This is a genomic window from Algoriella sp. (genome assembly GCF_036647415.1).
In the GTDB taxonomy this organism is placed as follows: domain Bacteria; phylum Bacteroidota; class Bacteroidia; order Flavobacteriales; family Weeksellaceae; genus Empedobacter.
Map to the genome: position 1 here is coordinate 17,229 of NZ_JAVXKG010000027.1, position 19,503 is coordinate 36,731.

Below are 19,503 nucleotides of genomic sequence, written 5' to 3' on the forward strand. Positions count from 1 at the left end.
TGTATTAAGCTTGTTTTAAATGAAACATTTTCTCTATTAACTGAATCGTTTCGTCTGCACTTTCTTTATTTTCGATCAAATAAGATGCAAATTGATTGGTAATTTTTTGAATTACTTTTTCAGTTAAAATTGTTTCATTTTCGTCGATGTTTACATTATCTTTTTTCAAATTATTTAATGCAAATTCTTGAAAAAAGTCTAATCTATCTTTGAAAGATTGAATCGCAGGAACCAATTCTCTGGTTTCTAACCATTCATAAAATTCTGAAGAATGTTCATCTATAATTGCTAAAGCCTCTGGAATTGCGTTACGACGTTGAGCAATTGTATCGTCTACCATTTTTGATAATCCGTCTACATTTACCAACTGAATTGTTTCGCGAGAAGCCAATGTGTGAATTACGTTTTCTGGAACTGACATATCGATGATTGTCATTTCTTTGTCAAACGGAATCATATCTTCTGTAACCGTATAACTTCCTGCGCCTGTTGCAACAATTAAAATATCGGTTTTTTGTAACTCCTCTTTTAATTCGCTGTGATCTTTTACTGTAATATCGTATTTAAGACCAAGAACATCTGCTTTTTCTTTGGTACGATTGATAAGTGTAATGTTTGTATTTGGATAATGTTTTACCAAATTAGCACACGTATTACGACCAATTTTACCAATTCCGTACAACAAAATATTTTTGTCGACCAAGTTTCCTTGTGTTGCTTGTATAAAATTAACCGCAGAATAAGCGACAGATGCAGAACCATTACTCAAAAAAGTTTCGTTCTTCACTTTTTTACTAATTTGGATTGCTGTGTTTACCAAACGTTCTAAAAAAGCATTTGATGCGCCTTGTTTTTTGAAACGAGAAAACCAAATTTTGATTTGTCCGATGATATCAAAATCACCTAAAATCTGACTTTCTAATCCCGAAGAAACTCGGAATAAATGATTAATCGCTTCTTCTCCCTCTTTTACCATCATAAACTGACGGAATTCCTCTGCATTACCTTCTGTGTATTTACAATATTGCTCCACGATTTGATCATCATTTTCTGCAAAACCATAAAACTCAGTACGATTACAAGTTGATACAACAAAAAAGTTTTCTAAACCATTTGATTTAGAATCTTCTGCAAACGTAGCTACTTGTTCCGGAAAAAATGTAAATTTACCTCGCGTTACAGCGTCAGCTTTCTCATAACTGATTCCGATTGCGTAAAATTTTTCTTCCGTTTTGTTTCCTTTAATTGTCATTTCTTCAAATACTGATACAAAAGTACTTTCAAAACCCATGTGAAAATAACTTTAAAAAGAAAAAATAACGCTAAAAATTAAACTATCCTTTTTTAGAATTATTATAAATTAATGTTTTATATTTGTGTGTAAACCATTATAAAGAGAGTACTTGACAAATGTCAGCTTTTTTATATGACAAACCTCATCATTCGAAATGAATTTAAAAAATACCCATAAAAGTAAAATTAACGAATATAAATTGTCTACAGACGTATTTATTGCTCAAATAGATAACTTTACAGCTTCTACAGATACCATTCTGAAAGGAATTGACAAGCGATATATACAATTCTATTTTTGCACAAAAGGCTCTGTTACATTTAATTTCAATAATGGTATTTATAAAATAAATTTACAAGAAGGCAAAAGTTTTTTGTTTTATTATCCAACTTTAGATATTCCACTTTCATTGAATATTAATGCGGAAAGTAAGGTGTATATTGTGGTTTTGTCTATTCAGAAATTACATCAATTATTTGCTGAATATCAAATAGAAAATGATTTGATTGCATCTATGACACAAGAAAAATTTTATATCGAACGAGAAATTGTTCCATCAATCAGATTGGTTTTGAATCAAATTGAGCAAATGAAACTTTCGCCTCAATTTCAGAATTTATTTTTGATTGGTAAAATGTATGAATTATTTACACTTTATTTCTCTGAAATGGAAAATCATTCGGAAAATTGTCCTTTCTTAAATAATGAAAACGAAGGTAAACGAATCAAAGAAATCAAAGATTATTTGTTAGCCGATTTCAAAAATCCACCAACCATAAAAGAATTGTGCGAAAAATTTTCTATCTCAGAATATCATTTGAAAGAAGGTTTTAAAGAACTTTACAATTCGACTATTTATGGTTATTTATTAGACAAAAAACTAGAATTTGCTTTGCATAAATTAGAAGAAAATAAATTAAAAGTAAAAGATATTGCATTTGAGATTGGTTACGAAAATCCATCTCATTTTATATCAGCATTTAAAAAGAAATATAGCTTAACACCTAAGCAATATGTAAAACAATTTCAATAGAATTTAATCTTAAATTCACTTATTAAACAATTATTATCATTTATAAATACTTAATTTTGCTAACTATTATTACGTATTTATGAAAAAAATTATACTCTTTTTATTTCCTTTTTCACTATTTGCACAAATACCAGATTATTATGAAGGTATTGATTTTAAAGCAAATGGTACTAATGTAAAAACAGAACTTCACGACTTGATTAATACAACGCATCGCGCTGTTAGTTACACGCCAGGTGTTTGGAATATTTTGGACAAGTCTGATTTGGACTTAGATTCTAAAGATCGTGTTTTATTAATTTACGGTTTTACAGATAATTCGACAATATATGCCGAACAAAGAACTCGTGATGTAAATAACAAAAATAATAGTTCGGGTGGAAGTACAATCGGAAAATGGGAAAGAGAACATGTTTATCCAAAATCTTTGGCTATTCCTAAATTAGAAACTGACATTCCTGGAACTGGAACCGATGCGCATAATTTACGTGCCGTAGATCGTCAAATAAATTCGACAAGAAGTAACAATCCTTATCGTGAAAAATGGGCCATAGATGTTACTGGTCAAGCAAAATTAAGCAACGGTGGTTTTTATCCTGGAGATGAATGGATAGGCGACGTTTCGCGTATTATAATGTATATGTATGTACATTATGGTATGGAAACTAATCCACAAGCTGTCGCATATAATAATGTTACAAGCAATCAAGATTTTATGCCTGATATGTTCTTAAAATGGAACACAATGGATAAAGTTTCTGAATTTGAAAAAGTAAGAAACGAAGTTATTGCAGAAACACAAGGAAGTCGTAATCCTTTTATAGACAATCCATATTTAGCAACATTAATTTGGGGTGGAGATAATGCCGAAAATACATGGTCAGAATTATCAACTATTAATTATGATCTACAAGAAATAAATGTTGAAGTTTCTCCAAATCCTACTACAGAAAAAATTACAATTAATGCAAAAACATTTGTTGATGCTAATTTATATGATATCACAGGAAAATTATTAGCAACAAATCTTGGTAAAGAAATTAACCTTTCTAATTATCCGACTGGTATTTATATTATTGCCGTTCACCTAGAAAACGGAAATATTGTTACAAAAAGAATTATCAAAAAATAATTTCAATAAAAAAATCCAACTCATTGAGTTGGATTTTTTTGTTATATTATAATTTATTCTATTTACTAACAACCTTCGTTATACATCACATCAAAAGATGTAACTTTATCATTTACAAGATAAAATTGTAAAGTAGAACCTGTATCTTGATCTTCAATATTAAAATATCTAAACGCTTTTGTTCTTTTATCTGTTTTATCGTCGTAACCATCATAAATAGAAATGTTCAAATTTTTATATTTTGATAATAATTCATCTAAAGTAGAACCAACCTTAATTCCAGAAAGTGTTTTTAGACTAGAATCTGATGACTTTATAGTATATACGGTTAAAGTAGAAGAACCTGCTCCCTCTTCTCCATTTGTTGTCAATCCAATTTTATATGTAATTCCTTTCGAAACAATTGTTACATCTCCATCAGGATAGCCATATTCATTCAATTTTATTTTAAATTTTTGTCCTGTCAACTTTTCTAATTCTGTCAACTTCATTCCAAGTTTTATATCATTAATTCTTGTTGTAGAAACTTGTGCTTGTAAAGCAATTCCGGCAATAAAAGCTGCCATAAATAACATTTTTTTCATAGTATTTAGTATTTTAAGCATAAAAATTAATTTGAGCAATATATTTCACAATTTTACCATTCTCCAAAACCCAAATCGCATCATAAACTCCTGCTCCATCGCTAAAAGTTCCGAACAAATAATATTGACTTAACGCTTTATTGTACGTTAATTTCATCTTATCAAGATTGGCATTATATAAATTTGTGTAATTATCTTTTGGAATAATGATTTCTTTTCCTTTGAAATTAATTTTGAATGATTTGTATTCCGTTTGTGGTAAAATTCCGTCCGATCCCAAAAATTCTTTTCCATCAATCGCATAAATAAAATTATTCTCTTGGTGAATTTTATGATTTTTTGAATTGAATTTCTGCGTTTGAATCTCAATATTATAATCTGAAATTGAAAATTCAATCAAATTATCAGAATACTTAGTTGGTTTTATATGTTCAAAATCTTCAATTTTCTTGATTCTATCTTTATAAATATATCCGCTCGCTTCAGTTTTATATTCAACCAAAAACCATTTCGAAGATTCCAAACCTTCATCTTCTTCATCAAAAATAGGTAAAACTGTATTTGAATTTACTTTCGTTAAAATTTTTGAAGAAGTTGATTGCTCATCTCGTACATTTACAAAGCCATCTTCATCTTGTACAATTCCAAACTGAGCTTGTATAAAATAAGACGAAAATAAAGCGATAAAAAGTAAACCTTTCTTCATTTTTTGGTTTGATTTATTTGACGTAAAGTTAGCAAAATCTGAACCAAAATTATATCACTAATTATAGTCATTTTAGGAAATAAATGTTTCGTTTTAAATCAAAAAAATTAGTAATTATAAAAAAAATCCCAACGCTTTTTCTTTTGATGCGTTGGGATTTATTATATTTTGATATGTTCTTCTGTTGGAAGATATGATTTTAAATAATCAATTATTTTCAAAGTCATTCGATTATGAAACAGTTCTACAGTTCTGAATACCATTATTCATTAATTCTTCGACAAGCTCAGAATGACAGCAAACTTAGAACAAATTTACAAATCAAACATATCTGTTTGTGGTGAATTTTCTCCGCGGTATTTTACACCTATATGTGTATACGCTTTTTCTGTCGCTACACGTCCACGAGCGGTTCTCATTAAATAACCTTCTTGTATAAGATAAGGTTCATAAACCTCTTCAAGTGTTCCTCCATTTTCTCCAACTGCAGTAGCTATTGTAGTTATACCAACTGGACCTCCTTTAAATTTTTGAATAATTGTAGATAAAATTCTATTGTCCATTTCATCTAAACCATTGTCATCAACTTTCAGTGCTTTTAAAGAGAATTCTGCAATCGATTTGTCTATACTACCATTCCCTTTTATTTGCGCAAAATCTCGTGTTCTTCTTAATAATGCATTTGCAATACGAGGTGTTCCTCTACTGCGACCTGCTATTTCTATTGCCGCTTCAAAATCGATTGGTGTGCCTAATATACGAGAAGAACGGTCTACAATTGTGCTTAATAATTCGACATTATAATATTCGAATCTAAAATTAATTCCGAAACGAGCACGTAATGGTGCAGTCAATAATCCCGAACGGGTTGTTGCTCCAATTAATGTAAAAGGATTAAGACCAATCTGAACCGAGCGTGCATTTGGTCCAGACTCTATCATAATATCAATCTTGAAATCTTCCATTGCAGAATATAAATATTCTTCGATTATAGGAGACATACGATGAATTTCATCAATAAATAAGACATCATTCTCTTCCAAATTCGTCAACAAACCAGCCAAATCACTCGGTTTATCTAAAACTGGACCAGAGGTAATTTTAATTCCAACACCCAATTCGTTTGCAATAATATTTGCCAATGTTGTTTTTCCCAAACCCGGAGGTCCGTGCAACAACACATGATCTAATGCTTCGCCACGAAGTTTAGATGCTTTTACAAATATTTCTAAATTTTCTAAAATATGCGCTTGTCCAGCAAAATCATCAAAACTTTGCGGACGAACGGTATTCTCTTGATTTAAATCGTCATCTGGATAAAATTCTTTATCTGGATTTAATAAATCTGACATAAATGATGATATAAATTATTATGATAATTTTACGAAGGTGAAATTAAATAATCCTACGTACTTTTACAGCTACAAAGAACGCAATATTTTTTTAGATAAAAAGAATTTATGAGCAAAGGAATATTATTAGTGAATTTAGGTTCACCAGATTCTACTAAAGTTGAAGATGTAAGAACTTATTTACGCGAATTTTTGATGGATAAGAAGGTTTTAGACTCGCCATGGATTATCCGTAAAGCGATTGTTGAATTATTTATTTTACCAAAAAGACCGATAAAGTCTGCGGAAGCATATCGTAAAATTTGGACAAAAGATGGTTCTCCATTAATCGTTATTTCAAAAATTCTACGTGAAATGGTACAAAAACAAATGGATATTCCGGTTGTTTTGGCCATGAGATACAAAAATCCATCAATAGAAGTTGGTTTACAAGAGTTGTATGATAAAGGTGTGCGCGATATTTTAGTTGTTCCTCTTTATCCTCAGTATACAATGTCTTCTACAGAAACTGTTGCGGATAAAGTATTAGAAATTCAGAAAAAGAAATTTAAAGATACTGAAATCAATTTCTTAAAAGCTTTTTACAATCATCCAGATTATATCAAAGTTTTAGCAGAATCTATAAAAGAAAAATTACCTGAAAACTTTGATAAGCTTTTATTTTCTTATCATGGTATACCAGAACGCCACGATAACAAAGCTATTGATGCTTCGAAACGTACAAAATTACCAATAGAAACGTATCGTAATCAGTGTTTTGAAACAACACGTTTGGTTACCGAATATTTACAATTACCAGAAGATAAATATTTCACTTCTTTTCAATCTCGTTTAGGTAGAGATCCTTGGATTAAACCTTATACAGATCATGTATTAGAAGAATTTCCAGAACAAGGTGTTAAAAATTTAGCGATTTGTACACCTGCCTTTGTTTCGGATTGTTTAGAAACTTTAGAAGAAATTTCTATGGAAGGAAGAGAAGAATTCTTAAAAGCTGGAGGAGAACAGTTTACTTACATTCCATGTCTTAATGATCGCCAAGATTGGGTAGATGTTTTAGTGAAATGGCTAAAAGGTTGGCAAAATAATTAAAAACGCCTTTAGGCTTACAAAATAAATTAAATATCTTTGTTTGGAATTTTTCAATTTTAAACAAAGATATTTTTTTTAATGCGACTAATTTTTTCCGTCATATTTTTAGTATTGTCCTTATTTACTTCGGCTCAATTTTTAGATACCAGTGGTAATCTAATTATTGATGGTCGTAAATACCTAAAATCTAAAGTAGATACAACAGGAAGAGCTTCGGGTTGGGAAATTTATGGAACAAATACACTAACAGTCAACCAAAATACATTTTCTAATTGGATGGCTGGAGGAGAGAACTCTGTTTCTCTGAATGCAAAAGTTGATTATGAGTTTAATTATCGTAAAAAGAAACATTTTTGGGATAATCGCTTTATTCTAGAATATGGTTTTCTTGATAATAAAACCAACGGTACTCGTAAAACGACAGATAATATCAATATCACGACTTCTTACGGTTATCTAATCAGAGAAAAATGGTACCTAACCTCATCGCTTAATATTCGTTCACAATTTTCAGCAGGATATGATTATACACCAAATCCCAAGAAAAAATTATCTAATCTTTTTGCTCCAGGGTATGTAACTATTGGTATTGGTGCAAATTATACGCCCAATTCTAATTTTTCTATTAGTTTTCATCCAATAACATCACGAACAACAATTGTTGCAGACAAAGATTTGCAAACAAAAGGTAATTATGGATTAAAAAATGATGGCGATGCTTTACTATTTGAAATCGGAGCATATTTAGGAGGTCGTTATAAATTAAAACTTTTTGACAATGTAACTTATGATAATAATATTGGTGTTTTCTCTAATTATTCTCACAAATTCTATAACCTAGATATTGTATATGCTGGATTATTAGACATGAAAATCAATAATTTTATGTCAACACAACTAACTATTAATTTAATTTACGATGAAGATCAAGTAAAGCAAACCCAGTTTAAACAAGCCCTAGGAATTGGTTTAACGTATAAAATAGATAGCACAAAAAAAGACGTAAAAAAACGAAAACGCAAAAAAGAAATCTTACAATATTTTGATACATCGCAAGTTTATCCAGTTATTATCCCTAAAATAAAACTGAATAAACAAAACTATGACCAAGTTTTTGATAAAAATACTGTTGATGAAAAGTCAACGTATATGAAATCAGAATCAATATTTTAGATTAAATTAGCCTAAACAAATCAACTTAATTATATGAAAAAAATATTATTCTCATTAGCACTTATAGCAACTACTACAGCTTTTGCACAAACAGTAAAAGATGGTAAAGTTGCCACTGATAGTAAACGTTATCTTAAAGATCAAAAATTTGACGGTCGCCAACCTGGTTGGTTCGTTTCTGGTAATAACTCTCTTTTATTCTCTCAAAGTGCGTTTTCTAACTGGGTTGCAGGAGGTGTAAACTCTTTTGCGCTAAATGGAGGTTTGGATTATGAATTTAATCTAACCAAAGAAAAACACATTTGGGATAATAGAATCGTTTTGGGATACGGAATACAAGCCAATGAAGGTGAAAGTTCTCGCAAAACAAACGATGTTATAGACCTTACTTCATCTTACGGTTACAGCATCGGTAATCATTGGTATTTGGCTGCAGCAATGAATTTCCGCACACAATTTACAGAAGGTTATGATTATTCACTTGATCCTAAAGTTAAAATATCAAACCTAATGGCTCCAGGATATTTAAGTTTAGGTTTGGGAGCAGATTATAAACCAAACGAGAATTTTCAAGTAAATATTCATCCATTTACACCGAGAGTAACATTTGTTTTAGACAAAGATTTACAGACAAAAGGAACATTTGGTCTTAAAAATGATGGAGACAAAACTTTGTTTGAATTTGGAGCATACGTAGGGGCTCGCTACAAATTACAAATTATGGAAGGAATTTCGTACGATAATCGTGTAGGTATTTATGCAGATTATCTTAAAAAATTCGGAAATATGGACGTTGCTTATCAAGGAATATTAGATTTGAAGGTAAACAAATTTGTTTCAGCTCAGGTTTCTATAAATCTATTGTATGATGAAGATCAAATTAAGAAAACACAGATCAAACAAACTTTAGGGATAGGATTCAATTATAAATTTGATAACACTCCTCCAAAAGTAGAAGAAGCTCCAGCAACAGCTTTTATACAAGAACAACCAATTTTTGAAGAAAAAAAGGATACTCTAGAAATAGCTACAAACGTATTGCGAAGAGAACCAATTCTTAATGAAACAAAATTAGTAACACAATAAATTTTTAAACCTGCTTATAACAAGCAGGTTTTTTATTTTTCTTATTTTTACACCTCAATAAAAAAATAAAATGACTAAAAATATTTTCGGTACACTAATTCCTCAAATTGTTATTATTATTTGGGCAGCTTACGAATTATCTTTTGCTTTAACTCAAAACGATACAAATACAGTAATTATTAGCGCAATTGTTATTCTAATTTTTTCTATTATTTCTATTATAGCATTGGTTAAAGTTGTAAAATACCCAAACAACCCGACTTATTTGAATAAAAAATAAATTGACATGAATCTAATTCTTAAAACAGAACGATTAATTTTAAGACCAATTAAATTTGAAGATTATTCTGATGTTCATCAATTGCATTCGCTTGCAGAAGTTGATGAGTACAATACTTTAGGAATTCCAGAAAATGAAGAAGAAACAATTCTTCATGTTAAAAAGTTAATAGATTCTAATCAAACAGAACCACCTTTAGCATATACATTTGTTATCGAAAATGACAACCAATTTGCTGGATTAATTTCCCTAAACTTAGGTCGAGCTAAATACAAAAATGCAGAAATTTGGTTCAAATTACATCCAATTTTTTGGAACAAAGGATTCGCAACAGAAGCCTTAAAAGAAATTATTTCTTTTGGATTTAATTCTTTAAATCTACACAGAATTGAAGCTGGTTGTGCAGTTGACAACATTGGTTCTTATAAAGTTCTTGAAAAAGTTGGTATGACAAGAGAAGCGCATACAAGACAATTACTTCCTCTAAAATCTGGTTGGGCAGATAATTATGGCTACGCAATTTTATCAACGGATTGATTAAAAATATTTTGATAAAATGACCTTTCGCGAATTAACAATTTCTACTTTAGCTAAACGATTTTTACATCTTTTTGATAGTATCGAATTGGTTAATTGGTCAATTGAAATTCTAAAATTAGGATACGAATCAGATGATTTATATATTCTTGGAGGCTTAGATAATGAAGATACAATTATAAGAGAAAATTATTTCTTTAAAAGTTTAAATGATTTAAATTTTATAATTAATGATAAAGATTCTATCTTAAAAGAATATGCATTCTATGTTTCGAAAAATTTTATTAATAATGTTTTAACTCAGGATACTGCTATAAACACAATGTATCATATTTATTCTGAATTAGATTATGATTTAGATTTAGAAATTTTCTATCAAATTACGATAGATTTAGAAATACTTGAAGATATCGGATATTCACCTTTCGTAAATATAACTTTGGATAATAAGGATGAATTTATTTTTAAGAAATTTCAAGAATATTACTCAAAATACAAACCTATTTACGATTCTCAATAAGTCATTCCAAATTCATTTTAGAATCGCAGATAATTATTATCAGAAGCTGAAACAAGTTCCACAAGACAGCGACTTCTCCTTTAAATTTCGTAAAATTGTAGAATCAAATCACAAAAAATGAAATTAATAGGTCCTTTCAAACAAATTATTACACTTGCCAATCTACCTTTAAAAGGAAAACTTAACGATAATCAACTCGAAATTATAGAAAACGGAGGAATCATTGTTGATGAAGAAAAAATAATAGAAGTTGGAGATTTCGAATTACTTTCTCAAAATAATTCAACCATCGAAATAGAACGAATAGAATCGGAACAAATTCTTCTTCCTGGCTTTGTAGATTCGCATACACACATTTGTTTTGGAGGAAATCGCGCCAAAGATTTTGCGATGCGTTTGGATGGAAAAACCTATTTAGAAATTGCCGAAAGTGGCGGTGGAATTTGGTCTACAGTAACACAAACACGCAATAAAACAGTTGATGAACTGAAAGATATTACACTAAAAAATAGTGTACAATTAACAAAACAAGGAATTACAACTGCGGAAGTAAAATCTGGTTATGCCTTGTCTGTAGAAGGCGAAATAAAAATGTTAGAAGCCATAAATATGGCAAATCAAGAAACTGAAATTGATTTGATTCCAACATTTTTAGGCGCTCACATGAAACCAAAAGATTTTGAAGGTTCTAACAGAGAATATTTAGAAATATTAATAAAAGAAGTTTTTCCGAAATTAAAATCCGATCAACTTGCTAATCGTATCGATATTTTTGTAGAACAATCTGCTTTTTCGGTAGAAGAAGGTGATTATTATTTGAATGAAGCGCAAAAACAAGGTTTTGAAATTACAATACATGCCGATCAGTTTACTCCTGGTGGAAGTTCTTTAGCAACAAAATACAATGCTTTGAGTGCCGATCATTTAGAATTTTCAGGAGAAGAAGAAGTAAAAAATCTTGCAAATTCTGACGTTGTAGCAACAGTTTTACCTGGCGCATCAATCGGTTTGGGAATGCAATATTCGCCTGCTCGCAAATTATTAGACGCTGGTTGTTGCGTCGCAATTGCCTCAGATTGGAATCCTGGCTCTGCTCCTATGGGAAATCTACTTACGCAAGCGTCAATCTTAGCAACTTTCGAAAAATTATCTATGGCAGAAGTTTTAGCTGCAATTACTTTTCGTGCTGCTAAAGCTTTGAATTTAGCTGATCGCGGAACAATAGAAAAAGGTAAAAAAGCCGATTTTATCAGCTTCTCTACCTTGGATTATCGTAATATTATCTATTATCAAGGACAATTACAACCAACGCATGTTTGGAAAAATGGCGCATTGATTAATCAATAGTGTAAATATTATCAGGAGTGATGGTGTTTGTCGGCGTGTAAATTAACCAATCGGTAATCATTTCTTGCGGATAAAGACCTTCATCTCCTTCATTCAAACCTTCTACAGCATAAGGACGATTTAAACAAACACCAAAAATTTCGTTGTTTTCATTGATTCCGTACACATCAAACCAAATGTGTTCCTTATTCATTTCATGATCAACATCAAACCCTAATTTGATTAAAAATCGATAATAATTTTCTTCATCTGCTTCTGGATTAAAATACGTGTTAAATGCTTTTTTATACGATTCAAAACGTTGATAAGCCAAGGCTGACATTCGTTCCGTTTCCTGATCGCTGATAAAGAAAATAGGATTATCTGCAATTGTCGCCGCATAAACTTCTGGTGTCAATGTATTTCCTTCTTGCACCGCTAACAAAACGCCACAAGGTTCGTAATTTTCGTTTTCTGGCTGACGTTCATTATAACCTCCTGGAATAGCTACAGGATAATCTTTTACCACATCTTCCCAACGTTTCCAACAAAATGTTATATCCAAACCATCATAACCAATATTAAATTCTTCATTTTCTGACGAACGAAAATCTGGTTTGATAAACGCATTTACAATCATATCCAAAGCCGAATTCATCTGCTCTACTCCATCTTTGATGTTCAACATTTCCAATTCCACAGAACCACAACGATGCAAACCATGCGTATGCATCCAATACACGCGATTACCATTTTCGTCCTCATCATAAACGCTATGAATCACATATAAATACGAAGGCGCAGGCGGAATTTCTGACTCTGCTGTTACTTTCGTCCATTTACCAGAAAGCAAACGATTAGGCATAAAATCTACAACAATAGATGGATTTTCAACAATTGCTTGTATAATTTTTAATTGTAAATGAAAACTATCCAATGCATCATTTCCAAAATACATTACAGATTCTAAATAAAAATCTTGTTGAGTCGCAATTTCCATTTCTTCGTCCGAAATCATATTTCCGAAACCAAATTCAGAATAATCGTTACTTCTCGCATCCACAACATACAAATTCACATCAAATTCTTCTTCCAAATAAGACACTATAAGTTGGTATTCTTGCTTCACAGTACCATTTTCGTCTTTATCAATCTCGATTACATCAAAATTGATTAATTGAAAATAATCAGTTGATTTCAAACTTTCTTCGATTGATTCTGTCGAGAATATAAAATCTTTAGACGAAGGAAAAATTCCCATTGTAGACGGCAAACTCAATCCATCTTCTGCGATTCCTTTGTACAATTCTTTATTTGTCATAGTATAATTATAGTTTGATTTTTTCTAAAGATAAATGTTTTAAGTTCATCAAAATTTTAGCAAAATGTTAAACTTTAAAATGATTAAAGATGATAATTCAGTTCGCATTACGGTAATTTATTGTAATTTTGCCTGGATAATTATTCAATTATGATAACATCTATGACAGGTTTCGGTAAGGCCGTTTTGGAATTACCTGAAAAAAAAATAACGATAGAAATCCGTTCTCTTAACAGTAAAACACTTGATTTGAATACAAGATTTCCTTCTTTTTATCGTGAAAAAGAATTAGAAATCAGAAATATTATTTCAGAAAAAATACAGCGCGGAAAAGTTGATTTTTCTATGATGGTTGAGTTAAATCCAGCTGCAAGAAATCAAAAAGTAAATGCAGATTTAATCAAAAGCTATATTCAAGAGTTCAAAAATATTACACCAACTGTTACAGATGGCGAATTGTTGCCAGTTGTAATGCGTTTGCCAGACGTAATTTCTTACACACAAGATGATTTAGGCGAAGATGAATGGAATCAAATTCGTGCAACTATTATTACTGCAATAGATGCTTTGAATGAATTTAGATTAGATGAAGGTAAAGTTTTAGAAAAATATATTACATCAAATCTTACTAATATTCTTGATCTTTTAACACAAGTTGTTCCTTTTGAAATTGAAAGAATTACGACGATAAAAGAGCGTTTTGCGAAACGATTAGAAGAAGTAAAAGTAGAAATTGATCAAAATCGTTTTGAACAAGAATTGATTTTTTATTTAGAGAAATTAGATATTACAGAAGAAAAAGTTCGTCTTAAAAATCATTGCGAATATTTCTTGAAAGAATTGGAAGGAAATGAATCTAACGGTAAAAAATTAGGTTTTATTTCGCAAGAAATTGGTCGTGAAATAAATACATTAGGTTCAAAATCAAATCATTCTGAAATGCAAAAAATTGTTGTTCAAATGAAAGATGAATTAGAAAAAATCAAAGAACAAACTTTAAACATTTTATAATGAAAAAAGGAAAATTAATCGTCTTTTCAGCTCCATCAGGTGCAGGTAAAACAACTTTGGTTCGTCACGCTTTAGATTCTATCAGTAATCTAAAATTTTCAATCTCTTGTACAACAAGAGATAAAAGAGAAGGTGAAGTTCACGGAAAAGATTATTATTTTACATCGCCAGAAGATTTTAAAGCGAAAATTGCGAACGACGAATTTGTAGAACACGAAGAAGTTTACCACGATAATTTTTACGGAACATTAAAATCTGAAGTTGATAAAATTACCGCAGAAGGTATTTCTGTTATTTTTGATATTGATGTAATTGGTGCATTGAATATTAAAAAACTGTACGGAGATGAGTGTTTAACCGTATTTGTAAATCCTCCGTCTTTAGAAATTCTGAAAGAGCGTTTGATTTCTCGTAACACAGAAAGCGAAGATAAATTGAAACAACGCATAGATAAAGCGGGAATTGAGATGGAAAAAGCGAAGGAATTTGATGTGATTTTGTTGAATGACGATTTGGAAACTGCAAAAGCAAAAACAATCGAAATTATTACAGATTTTATTAAATAAAATTTCAAAAACTATATAAAGCCTTAATCTAATTTATGTTTAAGGCTTTTTTTATATATTTAGAAAAAATATCTCTTTTATGAAATTATTTTCTATTGTTATTATTGCCTTATTAATTCAAACTAATTTACTTTTTGCTCAAAAAATAGGTTTTATAGAAAGTTATAATCCGATTTTAAAACATGCTCACTTAAAAAATTATACAGCTACAAAATTTGACGTAAAACATACTGAAAATTTAGAATATAATATTTCTCCCTATATAGATTCCTTATTTCAAGAGAACAATATTAACGTAACAAAATACAATGATTTTAATTTTTCTGTTTTTGAAAAAATATCTTCAAATTATCCGACAGCAAGTACTAATTTTCCTAACAAGAAAATAATATCTGCACTAAATCAATTTTGTATTAATAAAAGGATTGATTATCTAATAATTATTGACCGAAATGATATTTATACTGCATTTGATCCTTACAAAAATACGTTTGACGACACGTTTGATTTTGGAATAACAACACATGATGGGACAAAAAAGAGAATCTATTTTTACAATAAATTAAGAATCATGTATTATAATTTTAAAACTGGAAAATTAGAAATGGCTTTTTCAGGTTTTAAAAATGATGGATTATTAAACAGTGAATGGAAATCAGCAAAATTTGAGACAAATTCATTTGATCTTAAAACTAAAAATTTAACTCAACCGAAAGAAAGTCAATCTTTATTTTTAGACGAATACAAAAAAAGATTAAAAATAGAATTTGAAAGAATGGGTGAAAAACTTAAAAAAGATATTAATTCTACAAAATAAAAACTGCCTCGAATCAAACATTCGAGGCAGTTTTATTATCTTTAAAATCTATTAAAACAAAAAATGAATTCCGAAAATATTCTTCAAATCAACGATTCAAAAATTTATTATGAATACCATGAAATTGATTCAAAACGACCTACTTTAATTTTCTTGCATGATTCTTTAGGTTCTACTCAACTTTGGCGAGATTTTCCGAAAGAAGTTGCTGAAAAAACAAATTGTAATTTGTTTGTTTATGATAGAAAAGGTTATGGAAAGTCTTCTCCATTTATAATTTCTCAACGCGAAATAACGTATATGCATGATGAAGCAGATTTTTTGCATGAGATAATTAATCACTTTAATTTCAACGAAATTATTTTGTTTGGACATAGCGATGGTGGAACGATTTCTTTACTTTACGCAGCTAAATATCACGAAAGTTTAAAAGGAATTGTTGTCGTTGGTTCGCATGTTGTGGTGGAAGATGTAACGCTGAACGGAATTAGAGAAGCTATAAAAGCATACAAAGAATCCAATCTGAAAGAGCGTTTGACCAAATATCACGGTGAGAACACACAGAAAGTTTTTGAGATGTGGACGGAAACTTGGTTACGACCAGATTTTATTGATTTTGATATTCGCGAGGAATTAAAAAATATAATATGCCCAACATTGGTTATTCAGGGAATTGATGATGAATTTGGATCGATAAAACAAGTTGACGGAATTATAGAAAATGTAAAAGGACAAAAAGAAAGTTTTCTTGTTCCTGACGCCAAACATACGCCTTACAAAGAAAATAGAGAACTTACATTGAACAAAACTGTTGAGTTTATTGATTCTCTTTAAATAAAAAAAATCGCCCTAGTTGGCGATTTTAATATTATATAATCTTACGAATACATCTTAATTTGTGCGAATATTTCTGAGAATCGGTATTGAAAATTCCATTCGAATCGATTGGGTCAATGCGAACTTTTCCGTGTGCATGAAGAATTTTTCCATTACCACACATAATTCCAACATGTATTATCTTACCATCAGCATTGTCAAAAAAAGCTAAATCGCCCGATTCGGCTTCTTCTACAAAACTCAAAACTTCGCCCATTTCGGCTTGTTCATAAGCATCGCGAGGAAGTTTATAACCGCCAATTTTGTACACTTGCTGCGTTAATCCAGAACAATCTATCCCGAAAGACGATTTTCCGCCCCATAAATAAGGCACATTAAGATAAGCTTTAGCAATCTCTACTAATTGTTCTTTTGATTTTTTACCAGACGTATAAACACCAAAATATTCTAAATTCTTTGGTCCAATACTTATTTTATTATCACTCAAATTTCTTACTTCTGCTCCAATAGTCAATGTCATGGGCAATCCATTTTCAGTTGCGTGATTATATGGGTTAATCGCAAATTTCTCAACAAGAGTTGAATTATATTCTTCTTCAGAAATTTCTATTATTTGTTTCGGATCCAACCAACCTTCATAGCCGTCAAAAGCAAGTTTTACTTTTGTCCACTTCTCTAATTCTTCTAAAACAATTAATTTTTCTCCAAACAAAACTTGACTCACCATTTCTGATGAATCTCTTGCTTCTGCGCGTAATGGCGCTACACTTATTTGGCAAATGGCGAACTTCATTATTTCTTTCGGATTAATGTAATACCATCACGAATCGGTAAAATAATAGACTCTACACGCTCGTCTTTTGTTATCATCTCATTAAATTCTTTCAAGATTTTTGTCGAAGGATCTTTTTTATCTTCTTCCTCCAACATTACTTTTCCGTACCACAACACATTATCTACCAACATTGTTCCACCTGGACGTAAAAGTTCTAAAACTTTCTCAAAATAATAAGGATAACTTTCTTTATCGGCATCAATAAAAGCTAAATCTACAGAATTTTTCTCAATTGTTTCTAATTCTAAACGCGCATCATTGATTCTGAAATCAATTTTTGACGAAAATTCTGACTCATCAAAATATTTGCGACACAAATATTCTAATTCATCATTTTTATCCATCGTGATAATTGTTCCATCCGAAGTTAAACCTTCCGCCAAACACAACGTTGCGTAACCTGTAAAAGTTCCTAATTCTAAAATCTTACGTGGCGCCAAAATCTTAGCTAAAATACTCAACAAACGACCTTGGTATTCACCCGAAATCATGTGTGGTTGTGTTGTTGATTGATATGTTTCAACACGTAAACGGCTCAAGATTTCTGGTTCTTGATCGACGTGATGATTCAAATAAGATTCTAATAGTGGTGAAATGTTTATCATGCCATTTAAAAAGTCTACAAAAATAACAAAAATGTGGTTAATATGGGCTATATAAAAGGAATTAAGATGAGAAATTTAGAATTATTAACTCTTTAATTCTCCATAATTTTAATAAATTTGAAAAAATGAACTTTCTAGAGAAATGAAAAATAAATTTACTGTTGGATTATTAGCTCTATACTTAGGCTCTTTTGGGATACATAGATTTTATTTAAACGATAAAAAGGGTATATATTATATACTTTTATGCTGGACTCTCATTCCTTTTATAATTTCCATTTTTGAAGCTTTTAAATATTTCATGATGGATGATGAATTGTTTGATGATAAATACAATTCTAACCTATCTAAAGAACATTTCTTTCTAAATATTCAAAAAGAAGTAGATGCATATTATGAATATATAAATCAAACAGATTTATATGAAATCGAACATGGAGTTTGGAACGAATCCTCATATTTTCATACTTTCCAATTACTAATCAATAAATTCAGAATAATTGTATCTGTTCCTGCTAATGAAATTAAAAATCATACTCCAGAATTTCACAAATTATCGAATGAATTAAATAAATTAAATTTAGAAACATCTTCTCCAAAAATAGATTACTTCAGTTATTTATCAACACATTTAAAAGATGAAATTATTTAAATACAAAGGAATTGAATTAAATGACAAAGAATATCCTAAAACATTTTTAAGAGATATTAATTGCTTTTTAAATAATAAAATATGGTTTTCTAAAATTGAACATTTAAATGATCCATTTGAAGGTGGCTATAAAGTTAATTTTCTTCAAAATAAATTACTTGAAAAAAGTTTAGGAGAAACAGTGGTAAATGACTTAATTGTTTCTAGAGAAAAATTGTTAAAAACCAAAAAAGATACTTTAGGAATTCTATCACTAACTACTGATAATAAAAATTTATTGATGTGGTCTCATTACACTAATAATCATAAAGGCTATTGTTTAGAATTTGATTTAAATATTCATGATTTTAAATTTAATCCATTTAATGAATTCGATTTAAGAAAAGTAAATTATAATAATGTTCCTCATCTTGATAATATTTTAGATAAAGATTATTTAAAAAATATAACGATTAAATCTAAAGATTGGATTTATGAAAAAGAGTACAGATTTATTTCTACAATTTATGGAGAACTTAATTATAGTGAAAATTGTCTAAAATCAATTTTTATTGGGGCAAATTGTAGTAGTGAAAATGAAATTATGTTATATATGCTAGCTTATCATAAAAAATGTAAACTTTATAAAGCTAAGTTTTATAATGGATCTTTCGATCTATATTTTCAAGAACTAGATTTAAATAATATTTCTAAAAATATAAATTTTGATAATTTATTAAATAATTTCAAAACATTATTATAAAC

Annotated in this window: 22 protein-coding genes and 1 pseudogene; 16 read left to right on the forward strand and 7 right to left on the reverse strand. The window is 29.7% G+C overall.

The genetic code is table 11. The annotated features are described in order from the left end of the window. Positions 1-4: 4 nt before the first annotated feature. Entirely contained in the window at positions 5-1,291 is a 1,287-nt protein-coding gene (gene hemA, locus RSC72_RS11465) for a glutamyl-tRNA reductase (RefSeq protein WP_332544376.1), read from the reverse strand. Positions 1,292-1,448: 157 nt separating this feature from the next. Here hemA and RSC72_RS11470 point away from each other — a divergent pair, with 157 nt between their 5' ends. Continuing rightward, the gene (locus RSC72_RS11470) at positions 1,449-2,327 is read left to right on the forward strand and encodes an AraC family transcriptional regulator (RefSeq protein ID WP_332544377.1); all 879 of its coding nucleotides are present in this window, start codon (positions 1,449-1,451) and stop codon (positions 2,325-2,327) included. Positions 2,328-2,406: 79 nt separating this feature from the next. Beyond that, the gene (locus RSC72_RS11475) at positions 2,407-3,459 is read left to right on the forward strand and encodes an endonuclease (RefSeq protein ID WP_332544379.1); all 1,053 of its coding nucleotides are present in this window, start codon (positions 2,407-2,409) and stop codon (positions 3,457-3,459) included. Positions 3,460-3,524: 65 nt separating this feature from the next. On the opposite strand, the gene RSC72_RS11480 is transcribed toward RSC72_RS11475, so the two are convergent. The 3 genes from RSC72_RS11480 to ruvB form a co-directional block, all read right to left on the reverse strand. Beyond that, positions 3,525-4,043, reverse strand: a complete 519-nt coding sequence (locus RSC72_RS11480; RefSeq protein ID WP_332544380.1) for a hypothetical protein — start codon at positions 4,041-4,043, stop codon at positions 3,525-3,527. A 13-nt stretch (positions 4,044-4,056) separates the two neighbouring features. Continuing rightward, on the reverse strand, positions 4,057-4,749 hold the full coding sequence (locus RSC72_RS11485) for an SH3 domain-containing protein (RefSeq protein WP_332544381.1): 693 nt from the start codon (positions 4,747-4,749) through the stop codon (positions 4,057-4,059). 314 nt (positions 4,750-5,063) lie between these two features. Further along, positions 5,064-6,101, reverse strand: coding sequence for a Holliday junction branch migration DNA helicase RuvB (gene ruvB / locus RSC72_RS11490; RefSeq protein WP_332544382.1), 1,038 nt, complete (start codon positions 6,099-6,101; stop codon positions 5,064-5,066). 108 nt (positions 6,102-6,209) lie between these two features. Between ruvB and hemH the strand changes: the two genes are divergently transcribed. From hemH to hutI, 7 genes are all read left to right on the forward strand, one after another. Further along, positions 6,210-7,193 (forward strand): ferrochelatase, encoded by a 984-nt coding sequence (hemH, locus tag RSC72_RS11495; protein ID WP_332544383.1) that lies wholly within the window; start codon positions 6,210-6,212, stop codon positions 7,191-7,193. Positions 7,194-7,271: 78 nt separating this feature from the next. Then, positions 7,272-8,366, forward strand: coding sequence for a DUF3078 domain-containing protein (locus RSC72_RS11500; protein ID WP_332544384.1), 1,095 nt, complete (start codon positions 7,272-7,274; stop codon positions 8,364-8,366). Between the two features lie 33 nt (positions 8,367-8,399). Continuing rightward, entirely contained in the window at positions 8,400-9,452 is a 1,053-nt protein-coding gene (locus tag RSC72_RS11505; protein ID WP_332544385.1) for a DUF3078 domain-containing protein, read from the forward strand. A gap of 70 nt (positions 9,453-9,522) precedes the next feature. Continuing rightward, the gene (locus RSC72_RS11510) at positions 9,523-9,732 is read left to right on the forward strand and encodes a hypothetical protein (protein WP_332544387.1); all 210 of its coding nucleotides are present in this window, start codon (positions 9,523-9,525) and stop codon (positions 9,730-9,732) included. Positions 9,733-9,738: 6 nt separating this feature from the next. After that, the gene (locus RSC72_RS11515) at positions 9,739-10,269 is read left to right on the forward strand and encodes a GNAT family N-acetyltransferase (RefSeq protein WP_332544388.1); all 531 of its coding nucleotides are present in this window, start codon (positions 9,739-9,741) and stop codon (positions 10,267-10,269) included. Positions 10,270-10,288: 19 nt separating this feature from the next. Then, positions 10,289-10,789 (forward strand): hypothetical protein, encoded by a 501-nt coding sequence (locus RSC72_RS11520; RefSeq protein WP_332544389.1) that lies wholly within the window; start codon positions 10,289-10,291, stop codon positions 10,787-10,789. 117 nt (positions 10,790-10,906) lie between these two features. Continuing rightward, positions 10,907-12,136 (forward strand): imidazolonepropionase, encoded by a 1,230-nt coding sequence (gene hutI, locus RSC72_RS11525; protein ID WP_332544390.1) that lies wholly within the window; start codon positions 10,907-10,909, stop codon positions 12,134-12,136. Here hutI and RSC72_RS11530 read toward each other — a convergent pair. Beyond that, entirely contained in the window at positions 12,126-13,436 is a 1,311-nt protein-coding gene (locus tag RSC72_RS11530; protein ID WP_332544392.1) for a DUF4026 domain-containing protein, read from the reverse strand. The genes hutI and RSC72_RS11530 overlap by 11 nt on opposite strands. Before the next feature lie 150 nt (positions 13,437-13,586). Between RSC72_RS11530 and RSC72_RS11535 the strand changes: the two genes are divergently transcribed. From RSC72_RS11535 to RSC72_RS11550, 4 genes are all read left to right on the forward strand, one after another. Continuing rightward, positions 13,587-14,447, forward strand: coding sequence for a YicC/YloC family endoribonuclease (locus tag RSC72_RS11535; protein WP_332544393.1), 861 nt, complete (start codon positions 13,587-13,589; stop codon positions 14,445-14,447). Beyond that, a complete protein-coding gene (gmk, locus tag RSC72_RS11540) occupies positions 14,447-15,013 on the forward strand; it encodes a guanylate kinase (protein ID WP_332566285.1) in 567 nt (188 codons plus the stop codon). The genes RSC72_RS11535 and gmk overlap by 1 nt, the downstream gene beginning before the upstream one ends. A gap of 79 nt (positions 15,014-15,092) precedes the next feature. Then, entirely contained in the window at positions 15,093-15,830 is a 738-nt protein-coding gene (locus tag RSC72_RS11545) for a hypothetical protein (RefSeq protein ID WP_332544395.1), read from the forward strand. A gap of 63 nt (positions 15,831-15,893) precedes the next feature. Further along, a complete protein-coding gene (locus RSC72_RS11550) occupies positions 15,894-16,664 on the forward strand; it encodes an alpha/beta fold hydrolase (protein WP_332544396.1) in 771 nt (256 codons plus the stop codon). Positions 16,665-16,698: 34 nt separating this feature from the next. On the opposite strand, the gene RSC72_RS11555 is transcribed toward RSC72_RS11550, so the two are convergent. Then, positions 16,699-17,460, reverse strand: a complete 762-nt coding sequence (locus RSC72_RS11555) for a C40 family peptidase (RefSeq protein ID WP_332544397.1) — start codon at positions 17,458-17,460, stop codon at positions 16,699-16,701. Next, entirely contained in the window at positions 17,460-18,107 is a 648-nt protein-coding gene (locus RSC72_RS11560) for an O-methyltransferase (RefSeq protein WP_332544398.1), read from the reverse strand. Before RSC72_RS11560 ends, RSC72_RS11555 begins: the two co-directional genes overlap by 1 nt. 142 nt (positions 18,108-18,249) lie before the next feature. Between RSC72_RS11560 and RSC72_RS15850 the strand changes: the two are divergent. The 3 genes and pseudogenes from RSC72_RS15850 to RSC72_RS11570 form a co-directional block, all read left to right on the forward strand. Further along, positions 18,250-18,387, forward strand: a pseudogene (locus RSC72_RS15850) (TM2 domain-containing protein); the annotation flags it as partial. Between the two features lie 24 nt (positions 18,388-18,411). Further along, positions 18,412-18,759: a hypothetical protein gene (locus tag RSC72_RS11565; RefSeq protein ID WP_332544399.1), complete on the forward strand. Its 348-nt coding sequence runs from the start codon at positions 18,412-18,414 to the stop codon at positions 18,757-18,759. Further along, positions 18,746-19,501 carry a DUF2971 domain-containing protein gene (locus RSC72_RS11570; protein WP_332544400.1) on the forward strand — a complete coding sequence of 252 codons (756 nt, stop codon included), beginning with the start codon at positions 18,746-18,748 and terminating at the stop codon, positions 19,499-19,501. The genes RSC72_RS11565 and RSC72_RS11570 overlap by 14 nt, the downstream gene beginning before the upstream one ends. Positions 19,502-19,503: the final 2 nt, after the last annotated feature.

Excerpts from the sequence above, each read along its gene's own strand:
- hemA (WP_332544376.1), bottom strand. The coding sequence starts at position 1,291 with ATGGGTTTTGAAAGTACTTTTGTATCAGTATTTGAAGAAATGACAATT.
- RSC72_RS11470 (WP_332544377.1), top strand. The coding sequence starts at position 1,449 with ATGAATTTAAAAAATACCCATAAAAGTAAAATTAACGAATATAAATTG.
- RSC72_RS11475 (WP_332544379.1), top strand. The coding sequence starts at position 2,407 with ATGAAAAAAATTATACTCTTTTTATTTCCTTTTTCACTATTTGCACAA.
- RSC72_RS11480 (WP_332544380.1), bottom strand. The coding sequence starts at position 4,043 with ATGAAAAAAATGTTATTTATGGCAGCTTTTATTGCCGGAATTGCTTTA.
- RSC72_RS11485 (WP_332544381.1), bottom strand. The coding sequence starts at position 4,749 with ATGAAGAAAGGTTTACTTTTTATCGCTTTATTTTCGTCTTATTTTATA.
- ruvB (WP_332544382.1), bottom strand. The coding sequence starts at position 6,101 with ATGTCAGATTTATTAAATCCAGATAAAGAATTTTATCCAGATGACGAT.
- hemH (WP_332544383.1), top strand. The coding sequence starts at position 6,210 with ATGAGCAAAGGAATATTATTAGTGAATTTAGGTTCACCAGATTCTACT.
- RSC72_RS11500 (WP_332544384.1), top strand. The coding sequence starts at position 7,272 with ATGCGACTAATTTTTTCCGTCATATTTTTAGTATTGTCCTTATTTACT.
- RSC72_RS11505 (WP_332544385.1), top strand. The coding sequence starts at position 8,400 with ATGAAAAAAATATTATTCTCATTAGCACTTATAGCAACTACTACAGCT.
- RSC72_RS11510 (WP_332544387.1), top strand. The coding sequence starts at position 9,523 with ATGACTAAAAATATTTTCGGTACACTAATTCCTCAAATTGTTATTATT.
- RSC72_RS11515 (WP_332544388.1), top strand. The coding sequence starts at position 9,739 with ATGAATCTAATTCTTAAAACAGAACGATTAATTTTAAGACCAATTAAA.
- RSC72_RS11520 (WP_332544389.1), top strand. The coding sequence starts at position 10,289 with ATGACCTTTCGCGAATTAACAATTTCTACTTTAGCTAAACGATTTTTA.
- hutI (WP_332544390.1), top strand. The coding sequence starts at position 10,907 with ATGAAATTAATAGGTCCTTTCAAACAAATTATTACACTTGCCAATCTA.
- RSC72_RS11530 (WP_332544392.1), bottom strand. The coding sequence starts at position 13,436 with ATGACAAATAAAGAATTGTACAAAGGAATCGCAGAAGATGGATTGAGT.
- RSC72_RS11535 (WP_332544393.1), top strand. The coding sequence starts at position 13,587 with ATGATAACATCTATGACAGGTTTCGGTAAGGCCGTTTTGGAATTACCT.
- gmk (WP_332566285.1), top strand. The coding sequence starts at position 14,447 with ATGAAAAAAGGAAAATTAATCGTCTTTTCAGCTCCATCAGGTGCAGGT.
- RSC72_RS11545 (WP_332544395.1), top strand. The coding sequence starts at position 15,093 with ATGAAATTATTTTCTATTGTTATTATTGCCTTATTAATTCAAACTAAT.
- RSC72_RS11550 (WP_332544396.1), top strand. The coding sequence starts at position 15,894 with ATGAATTCCGAAAATATTCTTCAAATCAACGATTCAAAAATTTATTAT.
- RSC72_RS11555 (WP_332544397.1), bottom strand. The coding sequence starts at position 17,460 with ATGAAGTTCGCCATTTGCCAAATAAGTGTAGCGCCATTACGCGCAGAA.
- RSC72_RS11560 (WP_332544398.1), bottom strand. The coding sequence starts at position 18,107 with ATGATAAACATTTCACCACTATTAGAATCTTATTTGAATCATCACGTC.
- RSC72_RS11565 (WP_332544399.1), top strand. The coding sequence starts at position 18,412 with ATGGATGATGAATTGTTTGATGATAAATACAATTCTAACCTATCTAAA.
- RSC72_RS11570 (WP_332544400.1), top strand. The coding sequence starts at position 18,746 with ATGAAATTATTTAAATACAAAGGAATTGAATTAAATGACAAAGAATAT.